The organism is Devosia sp. (assembly GCF_017744655.1).
Lineage (GTDB): Bacteria > Pseudomonadota > Alphaproteobacteria > Rhizobiales > Devosiaceae > Devosia.
On record NZ_JAGIAW010000007.1, the window covers coordinates 34,592 to 53,676 of the forward strand.

Below are 19,085 nucleotides of genomic sequence, written 5' to 3' on the forward strand. Positions count from 1 at the left end.
GACTCCTGCCCTCAAGTCTACGTTATTGTGGGCTTGTCGCTCATAGAGCGCGTCCTGCCGGGCGGCAACCAGGTGTGGTGCTACTTAAGGCAAGAACGCGAATTCTTGTCTTTTCGCAGGACGCGACCAATCGCCAGGGAGGCGAAAAAGGGCCGGCACCGCCTCGCGCGGGAGCCGGCCTTTTCAACGTTTGCGAAGCAAATCGTTCAATGATTTCTCCGAAATCGTTCAATGATTTCGCCGCAGACCGCAGGGTTTCCGGCGGAAATGCGGGTTCCACAAATAGTTGGGAAATTGATGGGGAACGGCATCGGGATCGAGACGTTCATCAATCAACGGGCCACGCGGCACTCTACCGGCAAGTTTTGCGCCGCATGGCTCTGTTCAAACAAATGAACCATTGGAGCCTACAATGATCCGCACGCTTTTGACTACTACGGCCGTTGCCGTGCTCATGGGTACTGCTGCTATTGCTCAGGAAGCGCCCGCACCCGCCCCGACTGATGCGCCGGCGACCACAACTGAAGCCCCTGCGGCTGAAGTTCCTGCCGCCCCGCTTGATACCGGTGCTGCGCAGACCACCGACGTCCACGAGCCTTGGGACATGTCGGCCGGCTATGTTGCCGCTGATACGGATAATCTTGGTACGCGCCTGATCGGCCAGCCGGTCTATTCGAGCGCCGGTGACGATGCCGAAGAGATCGGTTCAATCAGCGATCTCGTCTTTTCTGAAGGCGGCCAGATCGAAGCCGTTGTCATCGGCGTCGGCGGCTTCCTCGGCATTGGCGAAAAGAGCGTCGCCGTTGACTTCGACTCGCTCGAATTCACCCTCGCCGCTGACAATACCGAACGCTGGGTGCTGCCGACCACGGCTGAAGCCCTGACCACGGCGCCTGACTTCGTCTGGGCCGAAGATGAGCCGGTTGACGCTCCGGCAGCCGATGGCATGGCTCCGGCCGCACCTGATGCCATGGCCCCGGCCCCCGATGCGATGGCACCGGCTCCCGTCACCACGCAGTAGCATCGACGGAATTTTTCCCGATGGCCTTTGCTCACTGGAGGCCCACGGAAAGGAAAAGGCCCGCTTCGGCGGGCCTTTTTGTATTCTGAATGAGATCAGCGGTTGCGGAAGCGCTGGCGAGCGATCTCGTCATATTCCTGCTGTTCGATCTTGTTCTGCTCGTCACGCTCGCGCTGATGTTCGCGCTGGTCGAGCAGTTCGACCTTCTTGAGGTCTTCGAGGGCTTCGGCCAGCTGATCCTGCGCCGTCTCGAGCTTGCCGCGCATATCGGTAGCGGAAGCGAGAAGGTTGTCGCGGCGCTGCAAGGCGGCCTTGGCAAACGTTGAATAGGCAAAATGGGCGACGTCAGAAATGCCGGTCTTGGTCTGCTCGATCTCGATCTGCTGATCGAGTTCGGAAGCCATGCGCTCGAAGTCCGCGACCATCATTTCGATCTGCATGACCTGTCGGCGCTTTTCGTCGACATTGAACTTCTTGAGCCGAATGAGGCTCTCACTGCGCGATTTCAAGACCTGTACTCCTTACACATCAAGTCAGTCTCCGAAAGAGGCCCCAAGCACACTCCCGTCAGACCTGCGCATCCGCCTCGGCGATGATCTCAGCAAGGCGTTCATAGCCCTCGGCGATCGTCGACGTCTCCTCCCGCTGCTGGTTCAAAAACCCTTCCAGCTTGGGATTCACGGCGATAGCGCGGTCCACATTCGGATCTGACCCTTTGCGGTAAGCCCCCAGCCGGATCAGTTCCTCCATGTCCGAAAATATGGACATGAGCTCTCGCGCCCTTGCCAGAACCGGCCGAACCTCGGTCGGTACGCACCCTGGCATGGTGCGCGAAATGGACCGGAGCACGTTGACGGCGGGATAACGCCCCCGCTCGGCAATGCCGCGCTCCATCACGATATGCCCATCGAGAATACCGCGCACGGCATCGGCAATGGGCTCATTGTGATCATCACCTTCCACCAAAACGGTAAATAGTCCGGTAATAGAACCGGTAGAAGGCGTTCCAGGCCCCGCGCGTTCGAGCAAACGTGGCAATTCTGTGAAGACTGTCGGTGGATAACCCTTGGCCGTGGGTGGTTCGCCGATGGAAAGACCGATCTCGCGCTGCGCCATGGCGAAGCGGGTGAGCGAGTCCATCATGCACAGAACCCGCAGCCCCTCGTCGCGCAGATATTCGGATAGCGCCAAGGAGATGTAGGCGGCCTGGCGGCGCATCAGCGCGGCTTCGTCCGAGGTCGCGACCACGACAATGGCGCGCTTGAGACCTTCTTCGCCCAGATATTCCTGGATGAACTCGTGCACCTCGCGGCCGCGCTCGCCGATGAGCCCGATGACCGACACGTCGACATTGGTATTGCGCGCCAGCATCGACATGAGCACCGACTTGCCGACACCCGAGCCGGCAAAAATGCCCATGCGTTGGCCTTCGCAGAGCGTCGTAAAGGTGTTGAGGGTGCGGACGCCGAGATCAAGGGGATCGCCCACGCGCACGCGATCATGCGCGGCGAGCGGGGACTGGCGCAGTGGGTAGGATTTTGCGCCGCGCGCCAGGGGGCCCATGCCGTCGATCGGCTCGCCATTGGCATTGATGACGCGGCCGAGCCAGGCCATGGAAGGATTGACGGCGCCATCGTGGCGCTTGAACACCGCCTTGCAACCCATGCGCACGCCGCCTAGCTCCCCGAAGGGCAGGCAGAGGGCGTGACCATCGCGAAACCCGATGATCTCGGCGGCAAGATGCCCGCCATCGCTGCCCTCGACCATGACGCGGCCGCCGACGCGCAGCTCGCGCACCGGGCCGACCACCTCGATCAGCAGCCCTTGAACCGATTTGACGCGCCCGAACACCTCGACATCGTCGATGGCGTCGATGGCCGATATGAGCGCCTTCATGCTTGGTTCGGGCCTTTTGCTGACACAAATATGGTTTACGTCCCGCCTCCGAATCGGGGCCGGCGCGAATCGCAAGATAACCGAACATTAACTTAAATTCGCTATTGGCTGAGCGTTCGGGCCGCTGGCGTAGATGGCGGAGCTTTGCGCCCAAATCACTCCCACATCAGTGAATGCACGAGTCGTCTGAATCGCTTGTAGGCACTTCTTAACGTACTACCTTAAGAAATTTTCATCTATTTTTCTTAACAATTTCAAACACTTAAATTAAAATCACCCTAACAGTGTTTGCGTATTGCCGAAGCGAATTAAACTTTGTTAACTATTTGGGCTTAGGCTTCAGTCATATCCAGTAGGGTTGGAGCGTGGTGGTTGGACTTGTCATCCCACCACGCGGGTTCCAGCAGGAACGAATGACAAGGGGAATATAATGCGGGTACTCCTCATCGAGGACGATAGCGCCACGGCGCAGAGCATCGAACTGATGCTCAAGTCCGAAAGTTTCAACGTCTACACCACCGATCTCGGTGAGGAAGGCGTCGATCTCGGCAAACTCTATGACTATGATATTATCCTGCTGGATCTCAATCTGCCTGATATGAGCGGCTATGAGGTCCTGCGGACGCTGCGCGTCGCCAAGGTGCAGACGCCGATCCTTATTCTCTCGGGCCTTGCCGGCATCGAAGACAAGGTGCGTGGTCTCGGCTTCGGCGCCGACGACTATATGACCAAGCCCTTCCACAAGGACGAACTCGTGGCTCGCATCCACGCCATCGTTCGCCGCTCCAAGGGCCATGCCCAGTCGGTCATCTCGACGGGCGACCTCATGGTCAACCTCGACACCAAGACCGTCGAAGTGCAGGGCGCCCGCGTCCATCTGACGGGCAAGGAATACCAGATGCTGGAGCTGCTTTCGCTCCGCAAGGGTACGACCCTCACCAAGGAAATGTTCCTCAACCACCTCTATGGTGGCATGGACGAGCCGGAACTGAAGATCATCGACGTCTTCATCTGCAAGCTGCGCAAGAAGCTCAGCGTTGCCACCGGCGGCAAGAATTACATCGAAACCGTCTGGGGCCGCGGCTATGTGCTGCGCGAGCCCGATGAGGCTGATGTCTATAGCGAAAACGTCGCCTGATCTCAGGACGACCCAATCAAAGCCCCGCGCGACGCATCGCGCGGGGCTTTTGCTTTTCTGCCGCAAAATTTGTCAGACCCTGTCGAAACCACAAACGACCAGTCGTCGTCTCCATGAAGGCGCACCGATAGCGCCATGGGAGACTGGACATGATGCGTTCGACAATTACTGCCCTGACCATGACACTCGCCGCCAGCGCCGGCGTGTTCGCCGAGGATGTCGCCAAGGGCGACTATGCCGACGTCAACGGCATGCGCATGTATTATGAGGTGTCCGGCTCCGGCGATCCGATCGTCGTGCTGCACGGCGCCTATATGAACATCCCGACCATGGGCGGCATCATTCCGGCGCTGGCGGAAAGCCACACGGTCTATGCCATCGAATTCCAGGGCCATGGGCGGACGGGAGATATCGACCGGCCGATCACCTATCCCAATCTTGCCAGCGACGTTGCCGCCTTCATGGATGCCGTTGGCTTGGAAAAGGCCGATATCTTTGGCTATTCCATGGGTGCCGCGGCCGGACTGCGGCTCGCCATCGACCATCCGGAAAAGGTCGACCAGCTCGTTGCCGCTTCGGTCAGCTATGACATGGAGGGCGCGCAGCCGGCTTTTCTCGCCATGATCCCGACCATGGTGCCCGAAATGTTCATCGGTTCGCCGATGGAAGATGCCTGGAAGCAATATGCCCCCAATCCCGAGGGCTTCCGCCCCTTTGTCGAGCGCATGATTGCGCTCGAGCACGAGCCGCTCGCCTGGGGCGACGAGGTCAAGGACCTGAAATCGCCGGTGCTGATCATTGCGGGCGACGCGGACATGATGACGCTCGAACATCTCGTGAGCATGTTCCGTCTGCTCGGCGGCGGCGAGCCGGGCGATATGGGCCAACCCTTGGGTGCTTCGCGCCTTGCCATCCTGCCCGCGACTTCGCACACGGCGGTGATCAATCAGGTCGACCTGCTGATGGGTTTTACGGAGCCCTTCCTCAAGGGTGAAACGCCCAAGGGCATGTTCGATCAATGATCACACCTGCCGGGATCAGTCACTCCGGTCTTTTCCTCGTGCCACTTCGCTGGCAGATTTGCCCGCGATTTGGAGGGGCCGATGAGCAATCGCCAAGAAACCGACAAGGCCATCGCGACCGTCTGGCGCGTCGAGCAGGCGCGGCTGATTGCCGGTTTGACGAGGCTGGTGCGCGACATTTCGCTGGCCGAGGAACTGGCGCAGGACGCCCTGATGGCGGCGCTAAAGCATTGGCCGGAAACCGGGGTGCCGCGCAACCCCGGCGCCTGGCTGATGCAGGCGGGCAAGCGCAAGGCGATCGACTATTTCCGCCACCGCAAGATGGCGGCGGGAAAGCTCCAAGAGGTCGGCCGCATCATGGAGGACGAGGTGCCGGACGCCGAAGCCGCCATCCATGACAGCATGGACGACGATGTCGGCGACGATCTCCTGCGCCTCATTTTCACGTCTTGCCACCCGATCCTGCCGGCCGAAAGCCGCGTTGCCCTAACACTGCGGCTGATCGGCGGGCTGACGACGGAAGAAATCGCCCGCGCCTTTCTCGCCAATGACACGACCATCGGCCAGCGCATCGTGCGTGCCAAGCGCACCATTGCCGATGCCGGCGTGCCCTACGAAGTGCCGCGCGGCGAAGAGCGGGTCGAGCGACTACAATCGGTGCTGGGCGTGCTCTATCTCATCTTCAACGAGGGCTATTCGGCAACGGCCGGGGAAGACTGGATGCGGCCACAGCTCTGCGAAGAGGCCATGCGCATGGGGCGTATCCTGGCTCGGCTGATGCCGGAGGAGCCGGAGGTCCATGGTCTTCTGGCGCTGATGGAAATCCAGCATAGCCGCGTCAATGCCCGTACCAATGCCAAGGGCGAACCGATCCTGTTGCCGGACCAGAACAGGGCATTGTGGGATCAGTTGATGATCCGGCGCGGCCTTGCCGGGCTCGATCGCGTCAATGCACTCAATGGCGTTGGCGGACCCTATGCGCTGCAGGCGGCGATCGCGGCCTGTCACGCGCGGGCGCGTCGGGCCAGCGATACGGATTGGCGGCGGATCGCATCGCTTTATGCCGTGCTGGTGGAAATCATGCCCTCGCCGGTGGTCGAATTGAACCGGGCCGTGGCAGTATCCATGGCCGAAGGGCCGGCGGCGGCCCTGCCTCTCGTGGAAGCCATCCGCGAGGGTGGCATGCTAGAGAACTATCACCTGCTCTATGGCGTGCGCGGCGACCTCCTCCGCAAGCTTGAGCGGCATACGGAAGCCAATCTCGATTTTCTGAAGGCGGCCGAATTGACGCGCAACGAGCGGGAGAGGGCTTATCTCCTCGGCAGGGCGGCAGAGGTGGCGGCCTAGGCCGCCTCGATCCGGCTGAGGTCGAACTTAGCTTCGAGGCTATTCCGGTCGAACGGCTTCAGCATGTAGTCGTCGGCGCCTTCCTTGCGGGCAAGGGCGATGGCGCCGATGTCATGCTCGACCGTGCAATAGACGATGCGCGGCTTTTCTCCGCCGATATAGGCGCGCAGCAACTTCAGGAATTCGAGGCCGCTCATGATCGGCATGTTCCAATCGAGCAGGATCGCGTCAGGCATGTTCGCCTTGCACTTCTCGAAGGCTTCCTGGCCGTCTTCGGCTTCCTCGACCGTGTAGTCGATATCTTCAAGAATACGACGCGCCACTTTGCGCACGACGGTGGAGTCGTCGACAATCAGGCAAGTGGGCATAACAAAGCTCCGGGCAGACAGGCGCTGCCCGGACTATGCGCGGCAAGTGGTTTGGGAATGGTTAGCGAACTGCCAACTATTCGCTGGCGGTCTCGGACTTGGCCTCTTCGGCCACCGCGTCTTCCTTGGCTTTCGGAATGGCGGTGAAGAAGAAAACGTCGGTTTCGATGCCGATATCGAGTTCCATATCGGTCATGCGCGCGAGAAGACCGGTATAGAAGGGCTGGATGCCGCGGGCGTCGACCGAGCCTTCTTCCGGCATGCCCGAGAGAAGGCCGGCGGAACCGGAGGGAACCAGGGTTTTCTGGCGCTTTTCCGGATCGCTCTTGGAATTGAACTCGAACTTTTCTTCGCCGGCCGGGCCGGTCACCTTGACGGTAACGAGGCCGCCACGCGGCACGGAACCGGCTGCGATGAGCAGCATGTTCATGAGGAGCTTGGCCTTGTGCTTGGGCAGGAGGATCAGCGGCACCTGCCAGTCGAGATCGGCCTTTTCGATATCGAAGAGAATGCGCGCGACACGCTCGCATTCGCGCGTGTCGATATCGGTGCCGGCCGTGGAAGAGGCGCCATAGGCGAGGCGGGCGAATTCGAGTTTTGCGCGGCTCTGCTTGGCGGCGCTGGCGATGAGGTCGCGCGCGCCTTCCGACATTTCGGCCTGCGAGGGATCGGCGAGGACTTCAAGCCCATTGCCGATGGCGCCGATTGGGTTGATCAGGTCATGGCAAACCCGCGAGCACAGCATCGCGGCGAGGTCCGTTGCCTTGAGCTCAATGATATCGGTCATCTTAGGTCTCCATGCCCGCCGAAGCGGTGAATCAGTCATTTAGAGGATAAAGGGACGCGCGGCCCAGCACTACTGCGTCGATAGCGTTTTGGACAATGAGGGCCAGTTTGCGGCGCCCTGGCGGGCGGCAGCATCGGGCGCGAGCAGGAATGCCTCGCGATTGGCTGCCGAATAGAAGAGGAAGAGGCGCTCCTTGAACACGGTATAGAGCCGAGGATCGGAATCCGAAACGAAACCGCGCGCCATGCTCATCGCACCATGGCCACCATATTGGGGCGCATAGATTTCCGGGTGGCGCTTGAAAATCTCGAAATTGGCCTCGTTGGCAAAATGCCAGGGCGCACCCATCCAGTAGAATTCATATTCGGGCTTGCCCGGCTGGGGTGCCGTCTCGGTGAAATAGGAGACGGGATCCATGCCGCCGATGGCGATGCCGGTGAGCGGATCGGTGGTGATGTAGCTGACGACGGACTGGGCGATGGCGGGGGTAAAATGGGCAGAAAACGGCCCAAAAAGCGGCAGCACCACGGCGAACATGGTTAAGATTTGTTTAGAGGTTTGCTGCATGATCGAAATCCAGGAACGGCACGTCGTCGGCGGTAAATTTGCCGCAAAGACCTTAATGTCTTCGTAACCACGCTGAGCCGCCCAAGGGAGATGATCCATGTTCAAACGCCTGGCCAAAATCGGTGCCCTGTTGCTGGCGCTCGCACTGCCCGCCGCGGCACCCGCCCTGGCGCAGGGTTCGCTGAGCGATACCTATTCGGGTGAAGAGCTGGTTGAAAGCGGACACCAGTTCTTCGGCTCGGCCAGCCAGGGCCTTGCCTCCGTCGTCGAAAAGGCCGTGAGCCAGTTCGGCCTGCCCAATGGCTATATCCTCGGCGAGGAAGCCGGCGGCGCCCTGTTTGTCGGCGCCAAATATGGCGAGGGCAAACTCTATACCCGCAATGCCGGGGAATATTCGATCTTCTGGCAGGGTCCGAGCATCGGTTTCGACGTCGGCGGCGACGGCTCGAAGGTGATGATGCTGGTCTATAACCTGCAGACCATTCAGGACATTCTGGGTCGCTATCCCGGCGTCGATGGCTCCGCCTATGTGATCGGTGGCCTGGGCATGACGGTGACCAAGCGCGGCGACGTCGTCGTCGTGCCGATCCGTTCCGGCGTCGGCGCCCGCCTCGGCATCAATGTCGGCTATCTCAACTTCACCAATCAGCCGACCTGGAACCCGTTCTGACGGCAGGATGCATTGAGCGAATTGATGAGCCGGGGCTTTGTCCCCGGCTTTTTCGTGACTCGTGTCCCGAAGCCGTTAGGGTTAATCTTCTGTGGAGATGGTCAGGATAAAACCTGAGCGGTAAATCGGAATATGGACGAGCCGGCTTTGCCGGGGCTGCTTGCAGCCGGAGTACACACGATGCTGATCGAAAACATGATGTATTTTGCGCTGGGCCTGCTGGTGGCAGGGCTGGTCGCGCTGATCATCATGCCGGCCGTGTGGAAACGCGCCGTGCGCCTGACCAAGCGCCGCATCGAGGCTGCAACGCCCATTACCCTCTCCGAATTCCGCGCCGACAAGGACCAGTTGCGGGCCGAATTCGCGCTTTCGACGCGCCGGCTCGAAATGAATGTCGAGACGCTGCGCAAGCGCCTCGCCGAGCAATTGAGCGATGTGAACCAGAAGCGCACTGATCTTGGTGCGCTCAAAGCCGAGCGCGAACAACACATGGCCGTGGTCTCCGAGCTTGAAAGCCGGCAGGTCGATTTGCGGGCGCGCATTCTGGAACTCGAAAAGGAAGGCACCGACCTCGCGCAACGGCTGCGCATGCGCGAGCGCGATGTAGAAGTGCGCCAGGACGAGATCGAAACCCTGCGCGGGAGCCTGCGCGAAGGTTTTCCCGAAGCAACCGGCGGCGAAAACCTCAGCGGCGACTACGATCACGACGTCGACCGGCTGACCGCGCTGCTCGCCGTCGAGCGCAAGCGTGCTGCCTTCCTCGAGGAACAGGCCCACAGCCTGATCGAACGGCTGGAAAATTCCGACCGTCGGTCTTCGGAGGCCACGGCCGCCATCGCCCAGATGCGCGATGCGCTGGCCCGAAAAGATGCGCGGGACGAGGAAAACGCCCAAGCGCTGGTGGCGGCGGAAGCCCGCATGGCGAGCGCCGAAAACCGGCTCAATGCGCTCCTTGCGGAATCGAGCGAAGCTGTCGCCCAGAGCAATGGCCGGGTCGAGCAATTGCTGGCCAACAAGCTCGGGCTCGAAGACGAGGTGGAGCGCCTGCGCAATAAGGTCGCCAATGTCGAATCCTCGATCCTTGCCGATTGGCAGACCGAGCGCTTCGAAGAGGCGCACCTGCGCGAAAAGCTCAATGATATCGCCGCCAGCGTCAGCCGGCTGGTCTATGCCGTCGACCACGATACGCCGCTCGAAACCAATGTCGAAGAGAGCCTCTTCGATCGGGTCCAGCGCTTTGCCGATGATGGCGAGACGATGGGCACGCTGGAGCCGCCGACGGGTGAAGGCCCGCGCCGGGGTTCGGTTTCGGATCGCCTCGCGGCGCTGCGGGAAATTCAGGGGCGCTAGACCGCCCCCTCACCGGCACTACTGCGCCGCAATTTCCGTGCTCTGGCGCAATTCGCCGGTCTTGGAATCGAACACGGCAAGCATCACCGCGCCGCCGGCGCGATAGGTAACTTGGATCGTGCCATCGACGGTAAGCGAGGAAATCACCTCCGAACCCTGAGGCACGCTGACGCTTGCCGCAATGGTCGGTGGGGGCGCATCGCGCATGAGGCGATAGACAACGGCCACGCCAATCGCCATAAAGCCCAGCAACATGATGCCCATGGCGACACCCGCCGAGCGGCGTGCTTTTCCAATAGCGGCAGCAGCCTCGGGCGAGACTTCGGTTTCGGCAGGGGCGGGCTTATTGCCGGACTTGTCAGGATCACTCATGGCAGACGATACCGATTTCGAATTCGAGGGCGAGCCGATCGAACTTGTCGTCGATGACACCAACGCCGGGGGCAGGCTCGATGCCGTGCTCGCCAAAGAGCACGACGTTCTGAGCCGAAGCCGCATCAAGGACCTGATCCTCAATGGCGCCGTCACCATCGACGGCAAACCCGTCAGCGAACCCAAGTATCGCTTGAAGGCCGGCGAGACAATCGTCCTTCTTGCCCCACCCCCGGAAGATCCGGAGCCGCAGGGCGAGGATATTCCGCTCGATATCCTCTATGAGGACGACGAACTCATCGTCATCAACAAGCCCGTCGGCATGGTGGTGCACCCTGCCCCCGGCTCGCCTAATGGCACGCTGGTCAATGCGCTGATCTTCCATTGCGGGGAGAGTCTGAAAGGCATTGGCGGGGTCAAGCGCCCCGGCATCGTGCATCGGCTCGACCGCGACACCTCCGGCGTCATGGTGGCCGCCAAGACCGAGAAGGCGCACAAGCATCTCTCCGAGCAATTTGCCGATCACGGCCGCACGGGGCCGCTACACCGCGCCTATATTGCCTATGCCTGGGGTTCGACGCAGAGCGCCATGGGCTCGGTCGATGCGCCGCTTGGCCGCGATCCCGGCAATCGCCTGAAACAGGCCGTGCGCAAGGATGGGCGCGAGGCGATTACCCATTATGCCGTGCAAGCCCGCTATGGCGACGAGAAGTGGGACATTACCCGCATCCAGTGCCAGCTCGAAACCGGCAGAACCCACCAGATCCGCGTACACCTGGCCCATATCGGCCATCCACTGGTGGCCGACCAGATCTATGCCTCGGGCTATGCGACCAAGGTCAATCGCCTGCCCGAGGAATTGGCCGGCGCCATTCGCTCTCTTGGCCGCCAGGCGCTACACGCCGCCGAACTCGGTTTCGAGCATCCGGTGACGGGCGAAGAAATGATGTTCGAGGCGGACCTCCCCGGGGATATGCGGGTGCTCCAGGATGCGCTCGAACCCTATGACAAGGCTTTTGCGCGATAAGGAGATCACCCAAGGGTGATCGAACCGAAAGGCTCTTTGGCGCGTAGTGTTTGAGGCACATCGACTATGCCGGCCGGAACCTTATCCGATTTGTAACGTTCGGATTGGTTTCTGCCTCTTAAATTCGCCAAACTACCGCCTATATTAGGCGGTGCGTCTCCGCCTGTGCCGCATGGACAGGGGGAGATTCTTCCGCCCGCGCAATGCGGGGGATACGAAAGGGGGTGCGTCCATGGCCCAAACCAATCTGCCCGTCCTCTCCTCGGAAGGCGGTCTCAGCCGCTATCTGCAGGAAATCCGCAAGTTCCCCATGTTGGAACCGGATGAAGAATACATGCTCGCCAAGCGCTACAAGGAACATGCCGATCCAGGCGCGGCCCAGAAGCTGATCACCAGCCATCTGCGCCTCGTCGCCAAGATCGCCATGGGTTATCGTGGCTATGGCTTGCCGATCTCTGAAGTCATTTCCGAGGGCAATGTCGGCCTCATGCATGCGGTCAAGCGGTTCGAACCCGAAAAGGGTTTCAGGCTCGCGACCTATGCAATGTGGTGGATCAGGGCCGCCATCCAGGAATACGTCCTGCGGTCGTGGAGCCTCGTAAAGATCGGCACCACCGCGGCCCAGAAGCGCCTGTTCTTCAACCTCAGGAAGGTTAAGGGACAGATCGCCGCCCTGGACGATGGCAGCTTGCACCCGGACCAGATCAAGCAGATCGCGACGACCCTCAACGTCACCGAAGACGACGTGGTGTCGATGAATGCCCGCCTCTCGGGTGACGCTTCGCTCAATTCGCCCATGCGGGCGGATGAGGGTTCGTCCGAATGGCAGGACTGGCTGGTCGACGACACGCCGGACCAGGAAACGAGCCTGGGTGAAACCCAAGAGTTCGACGAGCGCATGACCCTGCTCAACCAGGCCATGGACGTGCTCAACGAACGCGAACGCGCCATCTTCCAGGCCCGCCGCCTGCAGGACAATCCCGCGACGCTCGAAGAACTGGCCCAGCAATATGACGTCAGCCGCGAGCGCATCCGGCAGATCGAAGTCCGCGCCTTCGAAAAGGTGCAGGAAGCGGTACAGCAGGCTGCGCACGCACACTAGGCGCTTTTGCGATTGAAGATATGGCTCCCGCGTTTCGAAAGAGACGCGGGAGTTTTTGTTTTGGGGGGCTAGACGGCGATAAGGTCCCATAGCCGCGACTTGTCGAGAATAAGCAGCCAGGGCGTATCGTCTTCGGGTTCGACTTCTACGCGCCCGCCTGTGCCTTCATTCGATGTGCCGATGAGGCCTCCGGGCTCCAGCAGCAGGCCGTTCATGGGATAGAAAAGCCCGCTCGAACGACGGAAGCGGATGGGCAAGAGTGGGTGGATGGACACGCGTTCGCGTTTGCCGGCGTCGAAGGCAATGCACCCGGTGACGGCGAGGGCCACATCGACCTCGTCCACCAGCATGATCCGGCGGCTCGGCGCATATTGCAGCACGGCGCTGAGGGCAGCAAGCGTGTGGTCGAGCCGCTTGCCGGTCATACCGAGCGCGAGGGTGACCGGCGCTTCGGTCGAATAGAGCGCTTTCTGGAAATCCGTCGTGATCTGTTCGGGGATATGGATGACGCGGGTGCGGCTCTCCCAGGCGGTGCGATTCGTCAGGGAATCGAGATCGCCGATCACGGCATCGGGCAAGAGGCCGGCTGCGTCGATCGTGTCGGCGCCGCCATCTGCCCCAACCATAGCGACGCCTTTTTCGGCCAATTCGCGCAGCAAAGCCCCGTCAACCGTGCCGCCGCCGACAATGGCGAGGGGGCGATCGAAGACCAGCGGCGACCCATCGGGCTCGCGTTCTGAAGTCACTTGCACTGTCACATTTCTCTCAATAAGGTCCGACCCGTCTCGCTGGGGTGTTCCGGATGCAAGCCGGAGCTGAGAGTTACCCATTGAACCTGAACCAGGTCATGCTGGCGGAGGAAGTTCGAGATGGCAAGGGTGCCTTTTCGTGCTCTTCCCATTGACACATGCCCTTCTCCCATGGCCGCAACCGTTGAAGGGATGACCAAATGGTCAAATCCATCTCCATGGCGCTTGCGGTCCTTATTGGATTGTCTGCTGTTTCTGCGCAAGCGCAGGATGTGCCCACGCTCACCATCTACACCTATGACGGCTTTGCCGCAGAATGGGGTCCCGGCCCACAGCTTTCTGCCGCCTTCGAGCCGGTCTGCGGCTGCAAGCTCAACTGGGTTGCCGCCGATAGCTCCATCGGCACGCTGCGCCGCGTGCAGCTTGAGGGCCCGACCACCGAAGCCGATCTCATCGTTGGTCTCGATACCGCGATTGCCGGAGAAGCTCGCGCCACCGGGCTCTTTGCCGATCATGGCCTGACGCTCGACAATCTGGTGCTGCCCGAAGCCTGGACCGATCAGCAGTTCGTGCCCTTCGATTATTCGCACTTCGCCTTCATGTACGACACGGACCGGACAGAAACGCCGCCGAAGTCGTTCGAAGAGCTGATCGCCATGCCCGAGGATTTCAAGATCGTGGTGCAGGACCCGCGTTCGGCAACGCCCGGCCTCGGTCTCGTGCTCTGGATCAAGGCCGCCTATGGCGATCGCGCCTCTGAAATCTGGGCCGGGCTTAAGCCCCATATCCTCACCGTGACGCGCGAATGGAGCGAGAGCTATTCTCTCTTCCTCGATGGCGAGGCCGACATGGCACTCTCCTACACGACCTCGCCCGCTTACCACATCATCGAAGACAAGGATGAGACCATCAAGGCCGCGCTCTTCGAAGAGGGGCATTACCCGCAGATCGAAGTAGCCGGCGTCCTGAAGTCTTCGGATCAGCAGGAACTGGCCAAGCAGTTCCTCGCCTGGTTCGCCTCGCCCGCAGGCCAAAAAATCATTCCGACGACCAACTGGATGTTCCCGGTGGTTGACCTCGGCGCCGATCTCGATCCCGCCTTTGCCGGCCTGCCGCAGCCCGAAAAGACGCTGCAGCTCAGCGACGAGGATATTCTGGCCAATTCCTCCGCCTGGATCGACGAGATGCTGGCGGCGGTTCAGTAAGATCGTGACTGGCCGCTGGTACACGCGCACGCCAACACCCCCTCCCATCCTCCCCCATCAAGGGGGAGGTGCAGGCCGGTGGATACGGAAACATTGTGCGCCATACTCGATGCAACACCTCCCCCTTGATGGGGGAGGATGGGAGGGGGTGCGAACCGGCCCATCGGACCTGCAAACATGCTGACTCTTCCCCCCCGCCCTGCCCGCATCGCTGTTTCAAGCGTTCTCGCAATCGCCATTGCCGGCCTGATTGCAGCCGTGCTCTGGGCCATTCTCGACGCGGCGACCGAACCGAGTTCGGCCTCGCGCGTGGATATTCCACATCTGCTACGCATGACCGCTATTCAGGCGGGGCTGACCACCGTTCTATCACTCGCCGTCGGCACGGCGCTGGCATGGGCGCTGAACCGGTTGCGCTTCCCGGGTCGCGATCTTGTCGTGGGGCTCTTTGCAGCGGCCATTGTCACCCCCGGCATGGTTGTCGCCTTCGGGCTCCTCTCCATCTGGGGCCGCAATGGCTGGATCAATCAGACGAGCGAGGCGCTTTTCGGCTTCTCGCTGGGCAATCCCGCCTTCGGGCTCTCGGGCATTCTGCTCGCCCATGTCATTCTCGACGGCGCCTTTGCCGCGCGTATTCTTCTCGCGCGGCTCGACGCAATTCCCGCGACGCGGCTGAAGGTCGGGCAATCCCTGGCGCTTTCAGCGACGCAACGCTTTGCCCTGATCGACTGGCCAGCCATCCGTTCAAGCCTGCCGGGACTTGGTGCGATCATCTTTCTTCTGGCTTTCACCAGCTTCCCGATCGTGCTGCTGCTCGGCGGCGGGCCGGCCAATCAGACGCTGGAAGTGGCCATCTATTCCGCCGTTCGGCTCGATTTCGATCTCGTCGGCGCGGTGCGGCTGGCGCTGACCCAGATTGCGGTCTGCGCCGTAGTCATTCTCCTTGCCTCGGCAAGCACGCCAGTCGTCAGCGTGCATGGCCGTTCAGTCGCGCCGAGCTGGCGGGATGCCGTCCCGGCGCAGGCGCTGCAATGGCTGGTGCTGCTGCTGGCGACGGTCGGCTTTGCGCTGCCGCTCCTGTCGGTGTTGATTGACGGCGTGGTTTCCGGTTTTGGCCGGGTGCTGGCGCAATCGACTTTCTGGTGGTCGCTGGCAACGAGCCTCATCATCGGCAGCGCCTCGGCCATCCTGACCCTGCTGCTGGCTCTCGCCCTGACGCTGGGCCGCGCGGCGAGTGGAAGAAGGCCGTTGCGCATTCTCTTGGGTACGCCGAGTTTTGCCTATCTCGCAGTGCCGGCTGTGGTGCTCTCGCTCGGTTTTTTCCTCATCGTGCGTAACCTTGGTCTTGCCCCGGCGCAGGCCGCCCCGGTGGTGGTCATCATCGCCAACAGTCTCCTTGCTTTGCCCTTTGCGGTGGCAACGCTCGGGCCCCCGCTCGATGCCATGGTGCGGGCGCGCGGAAAACTCATCCGCTCGCTCGGGCTCTCGGGCTGGCAACAGTTCTGGAGGGTGGAATATCCGCTGCTCGGAAAAGACATCGGGCTCATGCTCGCCCTCGCCTTCTGCTTTTCGCTCGGCGATCTCGGCGTCATCGCGCTTTTCGGCACGCAGGATTTCCAGACCCTGCCGCTGATGATGTTCCGCGCCCTCGGCGCCTATCGCAGCAATGACGCCGCGGCCATCGCCGCCATTCTACTCGTCGGCACCATCATCGCCTTTGTCGGCCTGCCGCGCCTCTTTGAAAGGATCGCCCATGCTCGAAGCTGAGCACCTCGCCTTCGCCTATGGAAAAGAGACGCAGACCTATGACTTTTCCTTCGAGGCCGAGGCAGGTTCCGTCACGGCCATTTCCGGGGCCAGCGGTTCAGGCAAGTCGACACTGTTCGACCTTATCGCAGGATTTTTGGCGCCGAAAAGTGGTGCGCTGACGCTCGACGGCGCCAACCTCCTACCCCTGCCGCCCGAGACACGTCCCCTCTCACTACTGCTGCAATCGGACAATCTCTTCGATCATCTCAGCGCCCGCGAAAACATCGCTCTTGGTCTGCCAAAGGGCACGAGCAAGGCCGAAGGTCGACAACGTGTAGAAGAGGTTTTGGTGCGTGTCGGACTGGAAGGTCTCGCAGATCAGACCGCAGCGACGCTTTCGGGCGGGCAGAAGCAGCGCGTGGCCTTGGCTCGCACGCTGCTGCGGCACCGTGCCATTCTGCTGCTGGACGAACCCTTCTCAGCGCTCGATGACGACACGCGAAAAGTCATTCGGGCGCTGGTAGGTGAACTCACGCAGAGCGAGGGTTGGCACACAATCCTCGTGAGCCACCATGAGGACGACATAGCGGCGCTTGCAGCACGCCGCTATCGCCTGGCGGAAGGCCGGCTTACGCCGGCCTGATCACTGGTTCCAGGCCGCAAAGACTTCGTTGAACAGCGCCTGCGCATCGGAATCCTTCTCGAGCGTCAGGATGGCGTTGCGGCCCGTGCCATAGACGATGGCAAGGTCGAGCCAGCGGCGCGACTCCAGAAGCTGCGAATTGGTCGTCTGGTCGTCGGGCGAAGCCGAGAGGGCAAAGAGGAAGCTATTGCCCATGACGCGGGCCGAAGCGCCCACCAGCGGCGTGCCGGGCACGAGTTCTTCGTTCTTGAGCAGAACTCCGGGCAGGCTCGAAATGGCGCCGCCGACAAAGGTGTCGTTGACGTCGAAATTGACTTCCATCAGGTGACTGGCCGGCAGGCTCGGATCGCCATTCTTCCGGATCGTCACCGAGACATTGAGATTGCGCGCCGGAATGCTGGCTTCACCAATCAGCGTCGGCAGGCCAAGCTCATCCTCGCCCTTGGTCCATTCGACCGTGCCCGAGAAGGGCACTGCGCCGGTACGACCATCGGCCGAGGCTTCGAGCAGCAGCGACTGGCTGCCGGCAAGCACAGCCGGATCGACACTGTTGGCAGGGTCATTGGTCGCGGCAATGCTGGTATCGGCACCGGAGAGACGTTCTTCGGTCTTGTTCTCGCCGCCACTAATGGAGGGCAGCACGGTTTCGGTGCCGCTTGGCGTCACCGCCTCAGGCGTCGGTTCCAGCCGCTCTTCGGCGTCGATGCCCTGCATGGATGTCGTCGGCTCGCTTGGCGTCGTGGTTGCCGTATTGCCCGGGCCGGTGGTGGCGTCGGGCCCGGCAGGAGCGTCGAGCGTCGGGGTCGTGGGCACGGGAACTTCGGTGGTCTCGGCCACGGCAGGCTCGGCACGGCCGAACATCTGGTCAAGATCGACATAGCCTTCGCGCCAAGCCCAGAAGCCGGCGCCGCCGGCACCAACGAGGAGAAGTGCAAAGACGATGAGGAAAATCGTCATGCCGGCGCCGGATCGCCGTTCGCCATCAGCCGCGTCAAAAGCGCTGGAATCGGCGTTTTCATCGATAAGGGTTTCGTCGCGCGCGGCGCGCGCTTCGCGCTCGGGCAACATTTCCGTGGGCTCGCCGCGAGCCTCGCGATCAAGCGTTTCGATGGCCCGTTCAATCGCGCCTTCGGCTTCCCGGGTCTCGTCGGGCTCGACCTCGACCTCGCGCACGCTCGAAAGAGCCGTTTCGACCTGCGGTTCGATAACGCTGATTTCGGGCTCGACCACAGCCTGGCGGGCAAGGGCAGCGCTCGATCCCATGGAGGGCTCGACGCGCGCCAAAGCCGGCTGGGCACTAAAACCGCCATTGGCGGCAGTGCTGACGGCAACCGAGGCATCGCGGCGCGGCAGAATGCTGGGACGCTTGAGCGGCACGGGAGCCGACGCAGGCGAGGGATCTATCTCTTCGGCGACCACGTGAACTGCGGGCTGGACAGCGACCTCGTCTCTGACCGGAACAGGGGCTGCGACGGGTTCGACCCGTGCCCCACCGACACTAGCGGCCTGACCGATGATTTCTTCGATCGAGAGCGGACCTTCGTCTTCTTCGACGACTTCACTCGGCACGACATCGGCCGGCAATTCGTCCGATTCAGGCTCGACTTCCGCCTCGACCTCCACTGCAGCGGGCTGCTCGACCGGCTTTACAGCGGCGATCGGAAGAGGCTCGGCAATGACGGGCTTGGTTTCCACCACGGGCGCCGGCTCGGGCGCTCGCGAGGGTGGTGCTGCTGGAGGCGGCGCGGCGGCTGCGGGAGCGACTGCCGCCGGCGCCGGGCGCGGCGCAAACATGTTGTCGCGCCCGAGGCTGATGACCGCTTCGCTGGCTTCCTGTTCCACCTGTCGGATACAATCTTCGAGCTGGAGCCGGTGCTGTGTGATCTCGCGGGCAGGCAAAGGGGGCTGGATAGCCCGCAATTGTCCGACCAGAGCCGCGCGCGCCTTTTCGTAAACTGCGCGCCGCGCAGCTCCATTGTTCTCCGGCAGCGCCGAGATCGCTCGGCGCAACAGCTCCTTATAGTCCGCCATAGGCTACTGGGTACTCACAATTGCAGCGACGTCTTTTAGCA

19 protein-coding genes and 1 riboswitch are annotated in these 19,085 nt (G+C 61.7%); of the genes, 11 read left to right on the forward strand and 8 right to left on the reverse strand.

Annotated features, from left to right (window positions below):
* The first annotated feature begins 412 nt into the window (after positions 1-412).
* Positions 413-1,021, forward strand: a complete 609-nt coding sequence (locus J7557_RS13895) for a PRC-barrel domain-containing protein (RefSeq protein WP_291420655.1) — start codon at positions 413-415, stop codon at positions 1,019-1,021.
* Between the two features lie 95 nt (positions 1,022-1,116).
* Here the strand turns inward: J7557_RS13895 and fliJ are convergent, their stop codons facing one another.
* Positions 1,117-1,530 carry a flagellar export protein FliJ gene (gene fliJ / locus J7557_RS13900; protein WP_291420656.1) on the reverse strand — a complete coding sequence of 138 codons (414 nt, stop codon included), beginning with the start codon at positions 1,528-1,530 and terminating at the stop codon, positions 1,117-1,119.
* Positions 1,531-1,588: 58 nt separating this feature from the next.
* Positions 1,589-2,917: a flagellar protein export ATPase FliI gene (gene fliI / locus J7557_RS13905; protein WP_291420657.1), complete on the reverse strand. Its 1,329-nt coding sequence runs from the start codon at positions 2,915-2,917 to the stop codon at positions 1,589-1,591.
* Between the two features lie 430 nt (positions 2,918-3,347).
* On the opposite strand from fliI, the gene ctrA reads away from it, so the two are divergent.
* From ctrA to J7557_RS13920, 3 genes are all read left to right on the forward strand, one after another.
* Positions 3,348-4,055, forward strand: coding sequence for a response regulator transcription factor CtrA (ctrA, locus tag J7557_RS13910; protein WP_035085763.1), 708 nt, complete (start codon positions 3,348-3,350; stop codon positions 4,053-4,055).
* A gap of 251 nt (positions 4,056-4,306) precedes the next feature.
* Positions 4,307-5,077, forward strand: a complete 771-nt coding sequence (locus J7557_RS13915) for an alpha/beta fold hydrolase (protein WP_367272904.1) — start codon at positions 4,307-4,309, stop codon at positions 5,075-5,077.
* 81 nt (positions 5,078-5,158) lie between these two features.
* On the forward strand, positions 5,159-6,424 hold the full coding sequence (locus J7557_RS13920; protein ID WP_291420659.1) for an RNA polymerase sigma factor: 1,266 nt from the start codon (positions 5,159-5,161) through the stop codon (positions 6,422-6,424).
* On the opposite strand, the gene J7557_RS13925 is transcribed toward J7557_RS13920, so the two are convergent.
* The 3 genes from J7557_RS13925 to J7557_RS13935 all read right to left on the reverse strand — a co-directional run bounded on the left by J7557_RS13925 (position 6,421) and on the right by J7557_RS13935 (position 8,146).
* Positions 6,421-6,792 (reverse strand): PleD family two-component system response regulator, encoded by a 372-nt coding sequence (locus tag J7557_RS13925; protein WP_035085758.1) that lies wholly within the window; start codon positions 6,790-6,792, stop codon positions 6,421-6,423. The genes J7557_RS13920 and J7557_RS13925 overlap by 4 nt on opposite strands.
* Before the next feature lie 76 nt (positions 6,793-6,868).
* The gene (gene chpT / locus J7557_RS13930) at positions 6,869-7,579 is read right to left on the reverse strand and encodes a histidine phosphotransferase ChpT (protein WP_291420660.1); all 711 of its coding nucleotides are present in this window, start codon (positions 7,577-7,579) and stop codon (positions 6,869-6,871) included.
* A 69-nt stretch (positions 7,580-7,648) separates the two neighbouring features.
* The gene (locus tag J7557_RS13935) at positions 7,649-8,146 is read right to left on the reverse strand and encodes a YHS domain-containing (seleno)protein (protein ID WP_291420661.1); all 498 of its coding nucleotides are present in this window, start codon (positions 8,144-8,146) and stop codon (positions 7,649-7,651) included.
* A 97-nt stretch (positions 8,147-8,243) separates the two neighbouring features.
* On the opposite strand from J7557_RS13935, the gene J7557_RS13940 reads away from it, so the two are divergent.
* Positions 8,244-8,816, forward strand: a complete 573-nt coding sequence (locus J7557_RS13940; RefSeq protein ID WP_291420662.1) for a DUF1134 domain-containing protein — start codon at positions 8,244-8,246, stop codon at positions 8,814-8,816.
* Positions 8,817-8,996: 180 nt separating this feature from the next.
* Entirely contained in the window at positions 8,997-10,166 is a 1,170-nt protein-coding gene (locus J7557_RS13945; RefSeq protein WP_291420663.1) for a hypothetical protein, read from the forward strand.
* A gap of 18 nt (positions 10,167-10,184) precedes the next feature.
* On the opposite strand, the gene J7557_RS13950 is transcribed toward J7557_RS13945, so the two are convergent.
* Positions 10,185-10,538, reverse strand: a complete 354-nt coding sequence (locus tag J7557_RS13950) for a DUF6476 family protein (protein ID WP_291420664.1) — start codon at positions 10,536-10,538, stop codon at positions 10,185-10,187.
* On the opposite strand from J7557_RS13950, the gene J7557_RS13955 reads away from it, so the two are divergent.
* Together J7557_RS13955 and rpoH are read left to right on the forward strand one after the other, a co-directional pair.
* Complete coding sequence (locus J7557_RS13955; RefSeq protein ID WP_291420665.1) at positions 10,537-11,565, forward strand: RluA family pseudouridine synthase; 1,029 nt, start codon at positions 10,537-10,539, stop codon at positions 11,563-11,565. The genes J7557_RS13950 and J7557_RS13955 overlap by 2 nt on opposite strands.
* A 232-nt stretch (positions 11,566-11,797) precedes the next feature.
* Positions 11,798-12,667: an RNA polymerase sigma factor RpoH gene (rpoH, locus tag J7557_RS13960; protein ID WP_291420666.1), complete on the forward strand. Its 870-nt coding sequence runs from the start codon at positions 11,798-11,800 to the stop codon at positions 12,665-12,667.
* A gap of 68 nt (positions 12,668-12,735) precedes the next feature.
* On the opposite strand, the gene J7557_RS13965 is transcribed toward rpoH, so the two are convergent.
* The gene (locus tag J7557_RS13965; RefSeq protein WP_291420667.1) at positions 12,736-13,413 is read right to left on the reverse strand and encodes a thiamine diphosphokinase; all 678 of its coding nucleotides are present in this window, start codon (positions 13,411-13,413) and stop codon (positions 12,736-12,738) included.
* Positions 13,414-13,446: 33 nt separating this feature from the next.
* Positions 13,447-13,548, forward strand: a riboswitch (TPP riboswitch).
* A 68-nt stretch (positions 13,549-13,616) separates the two neighbouring features.
* Between J7557_RS13965 and thiB the strand changes: the two genes are divergently transcribed.
* The 3 genes from thiB to J7557_RS13980 all read left to right on the forward strand — a co-directional run bounded on the left by thiB (position 13,617) and on the right by J7557_RS13980 (position 17,013).
* Positions 13,617-14,621 carry a thiamine ABC transporter substrate binding subunit gene (gene thiB / locus J7557_RS13970; protein ID WP_291420668.1) on the forward strand — a complete coding sequence of 335 codons (1,005 nt, stop codon included), beginning with the start codon at positions 13,617-13,619 and terminating at the stop codon, positions 14,619-14,621.
* A 177-nt stretch (positions 14,622-14,798) separates the two neighbouring features.
* Positions 14,799-16,388, forward strand: a complete 1,590-nt coding sequence (locus J7557_RS13975) for a hypothetical protein (RefSeq protein WP_291420669.1) — start codon at positions 14,799-14,801, stop codon at positions 16,386-16,388.
* Positions 16,375-17,013, forward strand: coding sequence for an ATP-binding cassette domain-containing protein (locus J7557_RS13980; RefSeq protein WP_291420670.1), 639 nt, complete (start codon positions 16,375-16,377; stop codon positions 17,011-17,013). Before J7557_RS13975 ends, J7557_RS13980 begins: the two co-directional genes overlap by 14 nt.
* On the opposite strand, the gene J7557_RS13985 is transcribed toward J7557_RS13980, so the two are convergent.
* Complete coding sequence (locus tag J7557_RS13985) at positions 17,014-19,044, reverse strand: hypothetical protein (protein ID WP_291420671.1); 2,031 nt, start codon at positions 19,042-19,044, stop codon at positions 17,014-17,016.
* Positions 19,045-19,085 lie beyond the last annotated feature (41 nt).